Consider the following 16,377-nt stretch of genomic DNA (forward strand, 5'->3'; position numbering starts at 1 on the left):
TATAATTAACACAGAAAAAGTAAAACTTATGTTTAGTTTAGCTTGCCTTATATAATATTTGATTGAAAGAAGCCGGGCTGGTTGCAAAGTCATGGCTTTTTTCAATATAGACATTATATGAGATAATAATATTTGATTAAAAGGGATAGCAATAAAGTTCACCCTAAAAACTAATGATTTAAAATAAAAATAGGACTGAGTTTTAAATTTACAAATATATTTTGATTTCAATGTGCTATTTGGATTTGGATATACTGGTGTTTCTTGTGAACCTATTTAGTGAGCAGGCTAATAATTAAAAAATATAGTTATGACGTTATTCCTTTAGATGATTTGATAGTTCGCTGTCAATCCATGAGAGGATACGTTCATTGGCGAGCAGCTTGGCACCGCACTGTCCATGCTCACCGGCACCTTCTTCTGCGGTAAATAGCATGAAGTCTTTTTTACAGGTAAGGGCATCATAAAGCAGCCTTGCCTGACCGGGCATCATTTTGTCTTTTTCAGAATCTACGATGAGAGTGGGACATTGAATTTTTTCCGCACAATTTTTCATAGTAAAATTTTTTATTTCCAGAATAAATTGAGCAGGGGTATCACTGCCAAAGACGAACATGCCGTGTTCAAGTGCCCATTTGAGCACGGCATTGTTTGCTGATGTTTTGTCAATGATTTTGTTAAATTTGTCTGGATCAGTGCCGGCCATGTCAAAAAGACTGCTGTCGGAAAATGAATTTTTAACGGCAGCTGAAAAACTGTATACACCGCCATTAGCTACACAGGCTGCAAGACGATGTTCATAAGCAGCCGCCCGGGGGGCTAAATATCCACCAAGGCTTACACCCATTAAAATAATTTTATCAGGATCGACGCCATCGAGTGAGAGAACAAAATCTACGACTGGTGTCACGACGGCCTCATAGTCATAACGAAAGTGCAGATGCTGTCGATGCAAGGCTTCACCTTGACCGGGTCCTTCGAATATGAGACAGTTCATACCGTGTTCCAGAGCGGCCATGGCCATTCCGTATAGTTCTTCTTTTGTACCATCAAAACCGGTCATTAAAATCAGTGTAGGGACTTTTGATATATGAGGGCACTTGTAATAATGCCCGGGCAGGGTTGTCATTTCATAGGGAATTTTTACCGGTTCAATTACGGGATTGTTTAAATTCATTACTTTGCTAAAACATGTCAAACCGGCTTCAGTCAGTTTAATGATTCTTTGATCATTTATATTTCCGTGCAGATAAAATTCTGCTGAACGGTAATAATTGTAGGCTCGCAGGTAGGTTTTTCGGGCGCTTATCAAATGGCCGTTTTTTAAATAGGTATCTGCATTATGATGAAGTCTTTTGGCCGTGATGGTCCATTCTTTACACCAGCTGTTTTTATCACCTTCTATTATTTTTTCAGCAGTGGTGAGGACCTCGCCAATATCAGCCATACCATATGCTGTTTCGCTGAGTAGTCTTAAAGTTTCAAATGCAAACGAGTCATTTTTAAATATTATATTTTTCATAAATTATTTCCTTTGACTTTTATTTTTGTGTTCAATTATCCAACAACATGTTGTATAAATGTATTATAAATTTAACTATGGCTGTCATCAACCGTCAATTGTTGTCAAAGTGTCGGATTTTTATGGGAGGAAATAAAATCGGATGAGACATAATCATGAAATTGCTATGCGAACTAAGAAAAATTTACTGGATGCATTTTGGATACTGTACAGCAAAGGGGGGATAAAAAAAACATCGGCCAGGGAGATAGTCAGTACGGCAGGATATAATAGAAGTACATTTTATGAATATTTTACTGATGTTTATGATGTATTGGAACAGGTAGAAAAAGCTATTGTACCGGATATAGAAAAGCATCAGAAGATCATAAGGGAAAAAGGTATCCGTTTACCGATAGAACATCTTGTGGACGTGTATAGAAAAAATAAAAAATATTTTGCCGTATTGTTGGGGGAAAATGGCGACCCCGGTTTTCGGGAAAAAATTAAGGATGTATACAAGGCATTATTACGTCCTTATTTTCAATCTTTTGGGATGGATAATTTTGCATTGGAATGTACGCTGGAATATTCAATATCAGGATTTCTCGGAGTGATGACATATTGTTTTACAAAAGAGGAAACCCCGGATATTGAAAAGATGGTACGGCTGCTGTGGGAATTTATGGATAACGGTGTAATGAGAGATTGATTTCTATAAATAAAAAAAGAACTGCCGTATGCAGCCATTTTCATTCATAATGCAATATGCCACTTTCTTTATCCGTATTCAAAAAGGTGGGGGACAGTACAGCGGTAGTGGTTTATATCTTTATGAATTCAATGAGTTGTTTCATGCGACAGTTCTTTTTTGTAAGTCAAATTTCTTTTTGCCTGCCGGCACCAGGACCGTCATTAGCTACGGCAACTGCAGCTTCAGCAAAAGTTTTCATGTCATTGAGCATATGGAGGGCTCCTTCTATCAGTATAAGACCGATTCTTTCGGCGGCGCAGCTGTTGGTCACCGGTCTCTTTAAGCAACGGCTGGTTTGGATGATATAGGGAAGCAATTTATTTTTATTGGCAATGATATCGGCCATTAAAGGTCGTTCTTTTTGTAAGGCACCTGCCAGATATACAGCAATTTCTTCGAATTTTCCCAGGCAATGTATTGGTTTGGTCAGATTGTCTATACGTTCCTGGCATTTGTGCATTATTGAATCATTTAGCTGCAGGGCGGTGCTTATTGGCGGTGTGGTAAAAACCGTAAAAGCAGGTACGCAATTAGTTCGAGCCATATCGTATAATTCCACAGCCAATTCAATAAAACGGCAGATAACAGCAGATCCGGCTGTTTCACTTAACTGTAGGTGCAGGTCTATATAAGGTGACAATCCCAATTTTTTCAAGGCGGCCCGATGTGCCGGTTCACCGGCCAAATGGGAAGGCATGAGATGTGTCGCTGATGCCGGGCAGATGGCCTGGGCAATAAGGGCAGCCGCTGCGGTGTTGAAACCGTCAAGGATTATCAGACAATTGTTGGCCGCAGCGCCGAGAATAATTCCGGCAAGGCAGCCAAACTCAAACCCGCCGATTTTTGTCAATACATCTATTCCGTCATTGGACCGGGGGACATTAATGGCAAGAGCTTTTTTTACGACAGCAATTTTGGTTTGAAGTCTGCTGTCGGATATATTGGTACCCCTGCCGGTTGCTTCTTCCGGGCTCAGTCCGCATATAGCCGCGGCAATGGCAGCACTGGAAGTGGTGTTGGCAATACCCATTTCTCCGAGTAAAAAGCAGTTATATTTTTTTTGGACCAGTTCATTGGCGATATTTATTCCTGTAATCAGAGCTTTTTTTGCATTTTTTTCGGACATGGCCGGTCCGACAGCAAAATTATTTGTACCTAATGCGACTTTTTTATTGATCAGTCCGGGCAGATTACTAAGATCGGCAGCAATTCCCATGTCAACGACCAGCATATCCGCACCAGAAAAGTTAGTCATGGCGTTGGCTACAGCGCCTTTATTGATTAAATAATTACGAGTCATATCGATGGTGGTTTTTTGTGGATAGGCACTGACCTTCATAGCACAAACACCGTGGTCAGCGCAGGCTATTACTGCAGCTTTTTTCGGTTTGCGCGGATTGATCTGCCCGGTTATGGCAGCATAGCTCAAAAATATATCATATAATCCGCCTAAACCGGAAATGTTGTGCAGTGTTGCGGCAGGGCCGGTTTTTACTGAAGTGATAAATGCATCATCTACAGGAGTTATTTTATTTATAGTTGTTGTGATTATTCCCATTAAGCTTTTAATTCCTTTGGTACTTGTTTCAGGCTGAGCCCGATCCTGTTTCTGGCGGCATCGACGTTTATCACCATAACATCAAGGATATCACCAACTGAGACAACATCTAAAGGATGCTTGACTCGTTTATAGCTGAGTTCTGAGATGTGGATAAGTCCCGCTGTTTTAATGCCAATATCGACAAATACACCGAAGTCAGTGATGTTTCTCACAGTACCGCGCATAATCGTACCTACTTTGATATCATCAAGTTTGACAATAGCTTTTCTGGTGAGTGGAGCCGGTAAGTCTTCGCGAGGATCACGGCCAGGTTTTGCCAGGGCATCGATGATGTCGCGTACAGTTGGAACACCGGCTTTGAGGGAAACGGCCATTTCGTCCGGGTTTACCAGTTTCAGTTTGGCTTTTAGTATTTCCAGCTGCTTTTTGTCATTGATATCATCTAGTGTGAATCCGAGTTTATTGAGCAGTTGTTCGGCAATTTTATATGATTCGGGGTGTACAGGTGTATTATCGAGCGGCATTGTTCCATCGTTGATGCGGAGAAAGCCGGCACATTGGGTAAAGGCTGCCTGGCCTAAGCGGGTCACTTTCAAAAGCTCTTTGCGATTTTCAAAGCTGCCATTGGTGTCGCGGTATTTTACGATATTCTTGGCAACGGCTGCATTTATGCCGGCAATGTGCTTCAGCAAGGCGGCAGAAGCTGTGTTTAAAGCTACACCGACATGGTTGACGGCCGATTCGATTACTGTATCCAGTGTAGAGCTCAGTTCTTTTTGATTTACATCATGTTGGTACTGTCCTACGCCAATAGCTTTGGGATCAATTTTTACCAGTTCGGCCAGTGGATCTTGGATACGGCGGGCGATGGAGACGGCACCTCTGATGGTTACATCATAGTCGGGCAGCTCTTCTACAGCAAGTTTGGAAGCTGAGTATACAGAAGCGCCGGCTTCACTCGTGATAAGATAATGTACATTTAGATTGTTGTCGGCAATCAGTTTTGCGGTAAATTCTTCTGTTTCAAAGGAAGCAGTGCCGTTACCAATAGAAATTAGCGTTACATTATATTTTTTTATAAGCTGCAATACTTTTTGTGCAGATTTTTCTTTGGCGTCTTCGCTCATGGTTATATACAAAACACCGTGGGCAAGAATCTGCCCGGTGGCATCAACAATGGCCATTTTGCAGCCTGTACGATAGCCGGGATCAAGGCCCATTACGACATGTCCGGCCAGAGGAGCCTGTAATAACAGTTGTTTGAGGTTGGCACCAAAGATGTTTATAGCCTGTTTTTCGGCATTTTCAGTTAATAATGAACGGATTTCGCGTTCCAAAGCAGGAAACAGCAGCCTTTTATAGCCATCGGATAAGGCAGTCTGCAGCGTTTGTGTGAAAATTGATGGACGGGTAATGAGTTTATCATAAAACCGTTGGATATTTTTGTCGTGGTCGGCGGTGAGTTTTACTTTAAGTGCACCTTTTTTTTCACCGCGGTTTATTGCCAGAATGCGGTGTGAAGGGAGAGTCCGTATTGGTTCACTATAGTCTTCATACATGAGGAAAGCCTGTTCCGGGTCTTTTTCGGTATCGCGGATTGTTTCAATCAGACCTTCCTGCCATAAAACTTTGCGCAGCCAGGCACGAATAACTGCGGTCTCAGTTGTGCTTTCAGCTATTATATCCATGGCACCGGCAACAGCATCATCAGCAGAAATCACTTCTTTTTCGGGATTGATGTATTTGGCAGCCAGATCGTTTATTGTGCCGACTGTAATTTTTTGTTCTAACATGAGCTGCGCTAGTGGTTCCAAGCCTTTTTCCCGGGCAATCATAGCACGGGTGCGCTTTTTTTGTTTATACGGAAGATAAATGTCTTCCAATTCCTGAAGTTTTATGGTTTTATTGATGGCTGCTTTTAGTTCGTCAGTGAGCTTACCTTGTTCGTCAATATTGTTTAGTATTTCAGTTTGACGTTTTACCAGATTACGCAGATAAGTTAATCGTTCCGACAAATCACGCAGTTGTTCTTCTTTCAATTCACCCGTAGCTTCCTTACGATAACGGGCAATGAAGGGAATGGTATTTCCCTCATCAATGAGTTTCACAGCGGCCGTAATTTGTTTTGGCGCTATATTTAATTCTTTGGCAATAGAAGCATTGATATTTTGTTCTAACAAAAAGTTCCCTCATTTCATTTAGTACTGATATGTTATTATAGCATGAAATATTGTGCTGATATATGAATTGAAACAGTTATCAGGAAAAGTCCAGCCGGAATTTTCTGCCGGGAGTTATATATTGCAGTAAAAATATTTCATTGGCAGGAATCTGACCGACAACGTTTGTTTTTTCATCGGCAGGCTGGGGATTTTTTATAATTTGCAGTTCACCCTTGTAGCGTCCGTATAAATCATTATCTAACGTTATCATGCCAATCTGACGGTCTATGGAATTTGCTTGTGTGATAGAAAGATCATTGAATAATTGGCGGCTTTCTTGTGTTCTTATAACATCGCGGGCTTCATCAAGACGTGCAGTGAAAGTGCGTTGCAATAATTGTCCAACAGCAGGATTTTTATTGTAAAGACGGGCCTTTATAGTGACAATATTTTCCTGCAGACGGGCCAGAGTTTGAATTTCATCAATTGTAGGAAGACTGTCGCCAATGAAAATTGAATTGATACCGAGAGCACATAGATGGCGGGCTGCCAGGCCAAAGGGCAGACGGCGGTGATCTTCTAAGGTTGGCAGTCCTTTTTTTAAAGGAGGCCTGGGTCGGTTATGGCTAGGTAGAAAAGCACCTACTTTTATACCGTTTCCCTGCAGCATCTGTGTTTTGTCGATCAGTAATTTTTCCGATATACCGGTACCGGGACGCGGATAGAAATTATGCAAGGCATCAATGTGTGAAAAATCGGCGTTATGCAGTGACAGTTCATTGAGGATTTGCCTGGTAACAGTAGATGCGTTGAGCTGGAGATTTATATCACAGGAATTACGGCTGAGATCGCTGATCGTTGCATTTTCGTAACCGTAATCGATGCGAAGGCGTTTGATGCCTTTTAATTTAAATAAAGAAACGTTGAATTTTTTGCTGCCGAGTAATGTCAAAGTATCAGGAGAAATGTCAGCGATGATTTCCATATTATTTTGTGATGCTGCTTTCATAAGCTCATCAAATTGGCTGCGGAAGTCAGTAAAATTGGTCTCAGGGATGTGAAAGGAGGTAAATATTCGTTTGATATGGTAGTCAGCAGCAATATTTATCAGTTGTAGATTTTCTTCAAAAGAATTTTCCAGACCGGGATAAAGAGAAATGCCGTTGTTCATCAAGTCACCTCATTAAAATAGCTTAATTGATACATTCTGGGAAGGCGGTTTGTCCGCACAATAAGTAATTTTGTGATATCGAGCATACAGGATTATTCATCAGGATCTTCAAAACCGACAAGGTAGGTAACAATGAATCCTGTAAGATAGGCAGTAAAAAGGCCAAATAGATAGGCAGGCATGTTGTCGGTAGCAGCTGTCAGGGGCAGACCAGATATACCTATAGCAGAAGCACCTACGTTATTCATTGCCTGGATACCGCCGCCTAATGCACCACCAATGCAGGCTGTAAAAAATGGTTTTCCCAAAGGCAGGGTGACGCCGTAGATGAGTGGTTCACCAATGCCCATTATGCCGACAGGCAGTGCGGAAATAATGATTTTTTTTAGTCGTTGGTTTTTGGTTTTGCAATATACGGCAAAAGAAGCACCGACTTGTCCTGCTCCGGCCATTGCCAAAATAGGCAAAAGTACGGTTACACCGTATTTGGCTAATAGTTGTGCGTGAATAGGCGTCAGACCTTGGTGCAATCCGGTGATGACGAGAGGTAAGAATGTGCCGCCGAGGATAAATCCAGTCAGCATACCACCGGAACTGATAGCGGTGGTTACTGTCTGTCCGATAAAGTCGGCAATTATACCGCCGACAGGCTGTAAGATAAATATTGCTGGGAAAGTAGCAAGTAAAATGACCAGCAATGGTGTGAGAAATAGATCAAACATCTGAGGAATGATGTTGTGTAGTTTTTTTTCCAGCCAGGAAGAAAAAGCTACAACCAGTAAAACCGCTATGATACCGCCGCGCCCGGCAGAAAGTTTTTCATCAAACAGCATTATATCGGATAATGCCGGGTGAGTTATGATCACGGCCATTGTTCCACCCAGCATAGGGGAAGCACCAAATTCTTTTGCCGCGTTGATACCGACAAAGATGTTGATACCCCAAAAGACACTGGTGCCAGCTATTTTTAATATTTGGATTATTGGATTCAGGCTGAGTGAAGCATCTGTTTTCAAGATGATATTTAATAATCCGGTTATAAGGCCGCAGGCAATAAAAGCGGGAATCAATGGCAAAAAGATGCCACTGATTTTTTTTAACAGTAATTTAAATGGGGTAGCATTTTTTTTGCGGATGGCAGTGTGTAATTGCTCAGCTGCAGTAAAATCAGGATTTGAAATGGTTTTGTTATTTATAAATTGCTGCATGATTTCGGCAGCTGCCGTGGCTTTACCGGGACCTAAAATTATCTGCAGTTCATTGCCGTCCAGGACAACTCCCATTACACCGTCGAGTTTTTTTATTTCGCCAAGCGGCAGATTGTCGGTAATGGTTAATTGCAGCCTCAGTCTGGTCATACAATTGTAAACTTTATTTATTTTATAATTGTGCAGCAAAAGATAAATATGTTTTATTAATTGCTGCATTGTTTATCCTTTCCAATATCAGTTTGTATTTGTCTGATGGAATCGTTGCTGCAGGCAAGTAATTTTTGTGCCTGTGGCAGGTCAGCACCAGTCAGGTGCATAACAATGGCCAATTTTACCCTGCCGTTGGTTTTTTTTAATAATTCGACAGCTGATTCATAAGAAACATCGGTGGCAGCCATAATTATGCGCACGGCCCTTTCCTGAAGTTTTAAGTTGGAGACATGCACATCAACCATTAGGTTTTGATATACTTTGCCGAGCTTTATCATGACTGCAGTGGAGAGCATGTTTAAAAGCATTTTTTGAGCAGTACCGGCTTTCATTCGGGTGCTGCCGGTTATGACCTCCGGTCCGGTTATCATTTCAAGTGGAAAGTCGGCATAGCGGGCAATGGCTGAATTGCTACAGCAGGCTGCGCTGATGGTTGTGGCACCAATTCCCCGGGCATATTTCAATCCACCAATAACATAAGGAGTACGGCCGCTGGCGGCAAGACCGACGAGTACATCATCGGATGAAAAGGCTTTGGCTTTTAAATCGTCTTCAGCAGATTTTTTGTTGTCTTCAGCACCTTCTTGTGCTTTGAATACAGCTTCTTTTCCTCCGGCGATTATTCCTTGTACAAGCTGTGGAGAGATGCTGTAGGTCGGCGGACATTCAGCTGCATCTAAAATACCGAGACGTCCGGAAGTACCGGCTCCAAGATAAAAAAGCCGCCCCCCTTTTTTTAATTTATCAACGATATTGTCAATAGCGGCAGCAATTGCTGGCAGGATTTTTTCAACGGCATCAGCGACTTTTTTGTCTTCGTTGTTAATAATACGGCATATAGTAAAGGTATCTTTTGTATCTATATTCATAGTAAAAAAATTGCGATTTTCTGTGTTAAGTTTTTTTAAATCAATCATAAATTATGTCACCTGTCTATAGTTAAATTATAGATATTATTATAGCAAATATAATTGCTAAAAACATGGATTCGCGGTCTTATTTTTTGTTTCCAAATGGATTTGAGACCATGAATAATAAAAACGACAGTATTTTTACTGTCGTTTTTATTATTCATGGTCTCAATGATGCTGCTATTAATCAATGTTGAGTGGTTCGGCCTTTACAGCAAATGCTTGAGCCGGGTTGCTAAGAGCAACCGTGGCATACCATACCAGCACACAGTCACCATTTTGTACATTTTGCAGCTCAGCAGAGACGTTTTGAGGAATTGTTACATAAGTATTGGTGCTTTCATCGAGAAAACGAACACCATTCGCAGTTTTTTGCGGGTCAGATACGATAGCATACATTGCGCCGGTTTTGTTCTTGGGAGTCATGACCAGTGCATAGCCATGTGACTGTGGTGGCAGACTGCGAGTCATTATATGGCTATAATATGCCATAACATCATCACCGACATTGAGACGGTCAAGTGGCACATCTTTGCCGGATTCACCGGATAAAATCAATGTGTCCCATCCAACCAATATCACTACACTGTTTTTATTATTATTATCAACAACGGTGATGTAATGATTATTGATGCCGGATATGTGTCCGCGCAAAATAAGTGGTGATTCGGGTTTAACAGGGGCAGCCAGAACTGTGGCATTGAACAAAAGGAGAGCAGCGAGCATGAAGAAAATCTTTTTCATTAAATCCTCCTAATATGTATACTGTTAATATACATTATTATACGATAAAACAATAATGTGGTCAAATGTATGACTATAACGTTAACTATTTAAAAAAAATAGATACATTAATGCTGATTAAACGTATTGAAATTACTTTTCAGGCAAAATAGACAGCCGATTATAAAACCGATAACGGCTGGTAATATCCATCCCATGCCGATATTAAAGAAGGGCAGTAATGAATTATAGATATTTAAAATAGATTGAATAAACTCGGTATTTTTTATTAAGAGAGGCAGATTGTTGCAGGCATCACCCAAAGCAGCAAATATAGTAAAAATTGTTGTTGTAACATATACTATTTGCTGGTTGCCAAATAGTGGTGATAACAAGGCCAGCAATATTAAAGTTATCGATAATGGATAAAGAAACATCAATACGGGAACAGCCAGATTAATTATTTGTGTTAAACCTACGTTGCTGATGATGAAAGAAATTATTGTAAAGACAAATACATAATTTTTATAAGATAAGGAGTTTGGAAACATTTTATGAAAGATATCTGAGCAGGCGGTTATGAGGCCGATGGCTGTCTTTAAACAAGCCAATGTGACTATGATGGCAAGCAGAACATCACCAATCATTCCTAGATAATAGTCGGCTATTTGGGCTAAAGCAATACCGCCATTACTGGATACGGCAAATTGGTTGACACTGAATACACCAATATAAGCTAAACAAGCGTAAATTATGCTCATCAGTATTAAGGTCACAATACCGGCTTTTATTGTACCAACGGCTATATCACTGGGCTGATTCAATCCTAAGCCGCGTAATGTATCAATTACGATAACTCCGAATACAAGTGATGCCAGAGCATCCATTGTGTTGTAACCTTCCGTAAAACCATGAAAAAATGGTGCGGTTTTAAAGGCATCGTGGGCAGGGGGAATAATACCGCCGCCCATCGGCTGATAAAAGGCGATGATGATGAGAATAGCTAAAAATAATAAAAATAGAGGATTTAGCACTTTTCCTACCCACAGCAATATTTTATTGGGCTTGAGAGAAAATATGAGAGCAATAAGAAAAAATAGTAAAGTAAAAATGAATAAGGACAATGTTTGATTTTGCGGGGCAATATACGGTGCCAGACCAATTTCATATGATACTGAACCAGTCCTTGGCAAGGCAAAAATTGGTCCAATGGTGAGATTAAGGGCAACTGTAAGAAAAACAGCATAATAAGGATGAATGCGGCTGGATAGATCATACAGACTGGAACTTCCGGATATGCCGATTGCTAAGACACCAAGAAATGGAAGTCCTACCCCGGTGAGGAGAAAACCCAAAATTGTCGGTATGATATTATTGCCGGCTTCCTGCCCCATATGCACTGGAAAAATCAGATTTCCCGCACCAAAAAACAGGCCGAACAGCATTGAACCGACAAATACATAAGATGACAAAGAAAGTTTCTTGTGAATCATGAAAACGGACACCTCTTTAGATTGTTTTATGACGATAAATTTAAACTTTGAAGATAAAATTTAATATATACTAAATCCATAATAATTTATAAGTGCAAAATTCAAATTAATATACATTTTAGCATATTGTAAAGGTAAGGGCAAAATTATTATACAGCAATCTTTTGGGTCAAATAAATAATTTTTGGATAATGAATCAGTAATGTATACTGTACACTTTTTAATAATATGGAAAATTTTTCAGATTTAGAGTATAATAACAAAATGTAATCATTCTTATGACAAAATGTAATTAATAGTTAGAGAGCAAGGTTGAAAAAGATATTGCTGCTAGTGTATTACAAAGGGAGGTTGTATTGTTTTGAGTATGAAATTTTTTAAATCATTGCATTTTCAGGTTTTTGCATCAATAATAATTGGTATTGTATTTGGTTATTTATACCCTACCCTTGGTACTGAAATGAAACCGTTGGGTGACGCCTTTATAAAATTAATTAAGATGATTATAGGTCCGATTATATTTTGTACTATAGTATGCGGTATTGCCGGTATGGGTGATATGAAGAAAGTTGGCCGGGTCGGTGGTAAAGCCTTGCTGTATTTTGAAGCAGTGACTACGTTTTCCCTGTTTTTTGGTATATTGCTCGTAGAAGTTTTGAAACCCGGTCAAGGAATGAATATCGATCCATCGACACTTGATGCGTCGTCAGTGGCTGCATATGCACAGGCGGCACAGACACATACTGTCGGACAGTTTTTTATGAATATAATTCCTAATACAGTAATAGATGCTTTTGCAAAAGGAGAAATTTTGCAAATATTACTATTTTCAATTATATTTGGCTGGGCGTTATCGAAGATGGGAGAAAAAGGCAGGCCGCTTTTGCAGATTATCAATGATGTTTCACAGACATTTTTCAAGATTGTTGATATAATTATGAAATTGGCACCGGTGGGGACCTTTGGTGCAATGGCATTTACCATTGGTGCTTACGGGATTGGATCATTAAGCAATTTACTGAAATTACTCGGAACTTTTTATCTGGCATGCTTTTTGTTCTTGATGATCATTATTGGACCTATTGCCAAGTGGGCCGGGATAAATTTTTTTCATTACCTCAATTATTTTAAGGAAGAACTTTTGGTTGTATTTGGTACGGCATCATCAGAAAGTGTTTTACCGCGTATGATGGAGAAACTGGAAAAATTGGGCTGTTCTAAATCTATTGTTGGATTGGTCATACCCACGGGGTATTCTTTTAATCTTGATGGGACGTCGATTTATTTGACGATTGCAGCTATATTTTTGGCACAGGCAACAAATACTGATCTGACTTTTACGCAGGAAGCAACGATAATTGCAGTGCTGCTGCTGACTTCTAAGGGAGCATCCGGAGTTACCGGCAGCGGTTTTATTGTGCTTGCCGCTACACTATCAAGCATGCCGTCAATACCAGTAGGAGCATTGGCACTTATTTTCGGTGTAGATCGTTTTATGACACAAGGCCGGGCTTTAACAAATCTGGTTGGTAATGGTATTGCAACTTTTGTTGTAGCACGTTGGGAAAATGAGTTGGACTATGATAAAATGCAGGTAATCGCCAGCAATGGTAAAAGAAGTACTAAACATGAATTAGTCTGAATGAAATTATAAAAAGAGGCTGTCGTACCGATGGTATTGACATCATAAAAATGTAATTCGCCGTGTTATCCTCCTGCTTTTTTGAGGGCGGATAAGAAAACTGGGATATTGCATGTTTATGAATGAAAATGCACACGTACAGCAGCCTTTTTTATTGTTCTGTTATAGTGACGTTGCGTCCGGAATTTTTACCGTTATAAAGAGCCAGGTCGGCTCTTTTTATAATATCTTCTTCGACGGCATCGTCAATATGAATTGTTGAAACTCCCAGGGTAATAGTAACATGTAATACGTTGTCATTGTGTATCCAGATTTTTTTATCAATTAACTGCCGGATATTTTCAAGTTTATTTTTAGCTTGTTCCAAGTTGGTTTTGGGCATTAGTAAAATAAATTCTTCCCCTCCCCAACGTGATACTATATCAACTCCGGATAAGTTTTTTTTCATGATTTTAGATACTTCGATTAAAATGAAATCACCGGCGTCATGTCCATACTTATCATTTACTTTTTTGAAAAAATCTATATCAGCCATGCCTAAAGACCAAATTTCTCCGCTGATTTTAAATTTTTGAATCATTTCTTTAATTTTTTTTGCTGTGTAACGGCGATTATTTAATCCGGTTAATTCATCTGTTATTGAAATTTCATGTAATTTTTTATTTAAGGTAGTAAGATAATTATTTGTATTTTCTTGCAAGATTTTTGTACTTGTCAATTCAGCTATAGTTTTTTCCAATTCCGAAGTTCTTTCACGGATGATTTTTTCAAGATTAATGTTTAGCTGGGTTACTTTATTTTCAGCTTTTTTTCTTTTTCTGTATGTTATGAACAAAAAAATAGTCAGTGATGTTTCAAGCAAAATAACAATGCTGCCGTAAATTATCCAGTTTTTATAGTGTGTCCATAGAGAAGGCGGTTTATTTTCTATTTGCGTATTTTCCGGTAGTAAGTTTTCATTTATTCCCCAGCGGGTAAGTTCGTGCCAATCAAAAATATATTGGTTTACGCAGTTAGGTGTATTGATGACAGGAGAAAGCTTTTTTCTCGCTAAAATGTCAATACAGGCTTTTGCTGCATATTGGCCGACTTGTTTCCAGTTATGTATATAGCCTCCTGTTGCTCCTTTACCTATATAGTAAGAATTTATCGTATATATGGGTACTTTGGCTGAATGGTATATTTTTTGGAAAATTTGCAGAGGAAGGAGTTTTTTGTTATCATCATATCTATTCCAAAATAAATATAATATTGCTGTATCATTTTTAAAAGTATTTATATTATTGTATATTTCTTCATAATCCATTTTATTGGAAAATACGAATTGAATATTTGGATATTTATCTTTATTGGCGAGAATAGATTTTATTGCACTGTGCCCAAGTGGTGAGTCATTGACGATTATGAAGATTTTTTGTGTATTTGGCCGGGTGGTAAGGATCAACTGAATAATCTTTTCTTTGTCATCGTTGTCACTGGAAATAATTGTGAGATTGTCAAATAATTGTCTGTTTATCGGTATGGGATCATTGACTTGAATGGCTGCAATAGGGACGTTGGGGAATATTTTCTGCGAATAAGTTTGCAAAAATGGCAGCATGAAACTATCGCAGATGATAAGATCCGGCGGCGCGTTTTTAAATTTTGCTGCGAGGTGGCGGGCCATTTCCGGCAGGTAATCATCTTGTGATGCAAAATGGATTAAGTCGAAGTAACTATAAGAATATGTAAAGTTATAGGTATCGTCTTTATTAAATTGTTCTTTTATTCCATCTATCCAAGCATTAACGGAAGGATAATCCGGGTTATACCCGCTGATAAAAAGAATATGTTTATCATTTTCTACTGTCTGGCATTCAGCTGTTTTGCTCAAAGCTGTTATCATAATAATTATCATAAATATAAAAAAGTAATGTTTAAAATAAAATCGTTGCATGAAAAATATATACCCTTTGTAAAAAATTAAATTTTATAATCTGATTAAACAATAATATATATTCATTATACACAATTATTTAGATAAGTACATGAAAATGTACTTTTTATGATGAAAAATGGCAGAAGCTATTACTTAAAGGGTATTTCTGATAAACAGAAATATATAATAAAGGGAAATTTATTAGTAAAGGCGAATTATTGTTTACGATGATAAATGTATAGAGGGATATAATGAAGATTTTGGTGACAGGTTGTTCGGGGCAATTGGGGTTTGATGTATGCCGAGAGTTGACGAAAAGAAGAATTGATTATTATGGAGCGGTAAGAAAAGATTTTGATTTGATTGATGGTAAAGCTGCTGCAGCTTTTGTCGCGGCCTATGCTCCTGATGCAGTAATACATTGTGCAGCTTACACAGATGTTGATAGGGCGGAAGATGAAGTAAATGTTTGCCGGAAAATCAATGTTGATGCAGCGCGGGTAATGGCTCGGGTTTGCAAAACTATAGGGGCTAAGATGATATATGTCAGTACGGACTATGTATTTGATGGAATCGGTGAGGAATTTTATCCGGTGAATGGATCAAAAGCGCCGTTGAATGTTTATGGACAGTCTAAATCAGACGGAGAAGAGGCTGTCCGCGGTTTGCTTAACGAGTGTTTTATTGTGAGAACATCGTGGGTGTTCGGAATAAATGGTAATAATTTCGTCAGAACAATGCTGCGCCTTGCTGAGTCGCATGATGTACTCAAGGTAGTTGATGATCAAGTCGGTTCGCCGACATATACAGTAGATTTGGCAGTATTGCTATGTGATATGGTGATGAGTGATAAATATGGTATCTATCATGCAACAAATGAAGGAATCTGCTCGTGGGCAGAATATGCCAGGGAGATATTCCGGCAGACCAAAATATCTGTACAAGTAGTTGGGCAGTCTGCGGTGTCATATCCAACAAAAGCCAAAAGACCGCTGAATTCTCGTTTGAGTAAGAAGTCATTGGAGGATGCCGGCTTTACCAGATTACCAGATTGGCATGATGCATTACAGCGGTATATCCAGGAGCTGCGGGATAAAGGATCAGTGTAAGTTATTTAGAA

General features: G+C 39.3%; 12 protein-coding genes. 3 read left to right on the plus strand and 9 right to left on the minus strand.

Annotation, left to right across the window (positions count from 1 at the left end; all coding sequences use genetic code 11):
- Positions 1-316 precede the first annotated feature (316 nt).
- Positions 317-1,522 (minus strand): alpha/beta hydrolase family protein, encoded by a 1,206-nt coding sequence (locus F8M42_RS04955; protein WP_182188239.1) that lies wholly within the window; start codon positions 1,520-1,522, stop codon positions 317-319.
- Between the two features lie 142 nt (positions 1,523-1,664).
- Between F8M42_RS04955 and F8M42_RS04960 the strand changes: the two genes are divergently transcribed.
- Positions 1,665-2,213, plus strand: a complete 549-nt coding sequence (locus F8M42_RS04960; protein WP_182188240.1) for a TetR/AcrR family transcriptional regulator — start codon at positions 1,665-1,667, stop codon at positions 2,211-2,213.
- A gap of 166 nt (positions 2,214-2,379) precedes the next feature.
- Here F8M42_RS04960 and cobT read toward each other — a convergent pair whose 3' ends face one another.
- The 7 genes from cobT to brnQ form a co-directional block, all read right to left on the minus strand.
- Positions 2,380-3,813 (minus strand): nicotinate-nucleotide--dimethylbenzimidazole phosphoribosyltransferase, encoded by a 1,434-nt coding sequence (gene cobT / locus F8M42_RS04965; RefSeq protein WP_182188241.1) that lies wholly within the window; start codon positions 3,811-3,813, stop codon positions 2,380-2,382.
- Positions 3,813-5,996, minus strand: a complete 2,184-nt coding sequence (locus tag F8M42_RS04970) for a Tex family protein (protein ID WP_182188242.1) — start codon at positions 5,994-5,996, stop codon at positions 3,813-3,815. Before F8M42_RS04970 ends, cobT begins: the two co-directional genes overlap by 1 nt.
- Before the next feature lie 79 nt (positions 5,997-6,075).
- Positions 6,076-7,149, minus strand: coding sequence for a DUF871 domain-containing protein (locus F8M42_RS04975; RefSeq protein WP_182188243.1), 1,074 nt, complete (start codon positions 7,147-7,149; stop codon positions 6,076-6,078).
- A 92-nt stretch (positions 7,150-7,241) separates the two neighbouring features.
- Positions 7,242-8,576 carry a PTS transporter subunit EIIC gene (locus F8M42_RS04980; protein WP_182188244.1) on the minus strand — a complete coding sequence of 445 codons (1,335 nt, stop codon included), beginning with the start codon at positions 8,574-8,576 and terminating at the stop codon, positions 7,242-7,244.
- Positions 8,564-9,487 carry an N-acetylmuramic acid 6-phosphate etherase gene (gene murQ / locus F8M42_RS04985; protein ID WP_182188245.1) on the minus strand — a complete coding sequence of 308 codons (924 nt, stop codon included), beginning with the start codon at positions 9,485-9,487 and terminating at the stop codon, positions 8,564-8,566. Before murQ ends, F8M42_RS04980 begins: the two co-directional genes overlap by 13 nt.
- 177 nt (positions 9,488-9,664) lie before the next feature.
- Positions 9,665-10,225: a hypothetical protein gene (locus F8M42_RS04990; protein WP_182188246.1), complete on the minus strand. Its 561-nt coding sequence runs from the start codon at positions 10,223-10,225 to the stop codon at positions 9,665-9,667.
- Positions 10,226-10,332: 107 nt separating this feature from the next.
- On the minus strand, positions 10,333-11,697 hold the full coding sequence (gene brnQ / locus F8M42_RS04995) for a branched-chain amino acid transport system II carrier protein (RefSeq protein WP_229711473.1): 1,365 nt from the start codon (positions 11,695-11,697) through the stop codon (positions 10,333-10,335).
- Positions 11,698-12,064: 367 nt separating this feature from the next.
- Here brnQ and F8M42_RS05000 point away from each other — a divergent pair, with 367 nt between their 5' ends.
- Positions 12,065-13,339, plus strand: a complete 1,275-nt coding sequence (locus F8M42_RS05000) for a dicarboxylate/amino acid:cation symporter (RefSeq protein WP_182188642.1) — start codon at positions 12,065-12,067, stop codon at positions 13,337-13,339.
- A gap of 151 nt (positions 13,340-13,490) precedes the next feature.
- Here the strand turns inward: F8M42_RS05000 and F8M42_RS05005 are convergent, their stop codons facing one another.
- Positions 13,491-15,224, minus strand: coding sequence for an ABC transporter substrate binding protein (locus tag F8M42_RS05005; RefSeq protein WP_182188247.1), 1,734 nt, complete (start codon positions 15,222-15,224; stop codon positions 13,491-13,493).
- Positions 15,225-15,508: 284 nt separating this feature from the next.
- Between F8M42_RS05005 and rfbD the strand changes: the two genes are divergently transcribed.
- A complete protein-coding gene (gene rfbD, locus F8M42_RS05010) occupies positions 15,509-16,366 on the plus strand; it encodes a dTDP-4-dehydrorhamnose reductase (RefSeq protein ID WP_182188248.1) in 858 nt (285 codons plus the stop codon).
- The last annotated feature ends 11 nt before the right edge of the window (positions 16,367-16,377 follow it).

The sequence above is a fragment of the Pectinatus frisingensis genome, from assembly GCF_014076555.1.
Taxonomy (GTDB): domain Bacteria; phylum Bacillota; class Negativicutes; order Selenomonadales; family Selenomonadaceae; genus Pectinatus; species Pectinatus frisingensis.

Bases quoted from the DNA above. Each gene is read 5' to 3' on its own strand.
- F8M42_RS05000 (WP_182188642.1), top strand. From the start codon at position 12,065: ATGAAATTTTTTAAATCATTGCATTTTCAGGTTTTTGCATCAATAATA.
- rfbD (WP_182188248.1), top strand. From the start codon at position 15,509: ATGAAGATTTTGGTGACAGGTTGTTCGGGGCAATTGGGGTTTGATGTA.
- F8M42_RS04980 (WP_182188244.1), bottom strand. From the start codon at position 8,576: ATGCAGCAATTAATAAAACATATTTATCTTTTGCTGCACAATTATAAA.
- F8M42_RS04975 (WP_182188243.1), bottom strand. From the start codon at position 7,149: ATGAACAACGGCATTTCTCTTTATCCCGGTCTGGAAAATTCTTTTGAA.
- brnQ (WP_229711473.1), bottom strand. From the start codon at position 11,697: ATGATTCACAAGAAACTTTCTTTGTCATCTTATGTATTTGTCGGTTCA.
- F8M42_RS04990 (WP_182188246.1), bottom strand. From the start codon at position 10,225: ATGAAAAAGATTTTCTTCATGCTCGCTGCTCTCCTTTTGTTCAATGCC.
- murQ (WP_182188245.1), bottom strand. From the start codon at position 9,487: ATGATTGATTTAAAAAAACTTAACACAGAAAATCGCAATTTTTTTACT.
- F8M42_RS04960 (WP_182188240.1), top strand. From the start codon at position 1,665: ATGAGACATAATCATGAAATTGCTATGCGAACTAAGAAAAATTTACTG.
- cobT (WP_182188241.1), bottom strand. From the start codon at position 3,813: ATGGGAATAATCACAACAACTATAAATAAAATAACTCCTGTAGATGAT.
- F8M42_RS04955 (WP_182188239.1), bottom strand. From the start codon at position 1,522: ATGAAAAATATAATATTTAAAAATGACTCGTTTGCATTTGAAACTTTA.
- F8M42_RS05005 (WP_182188247.1), bottom strand. From the start codon at position 15,224: ATGATAACAGCTTTGAGCAAAACAGCTGAATGCCAGACAGTAGAAAAT.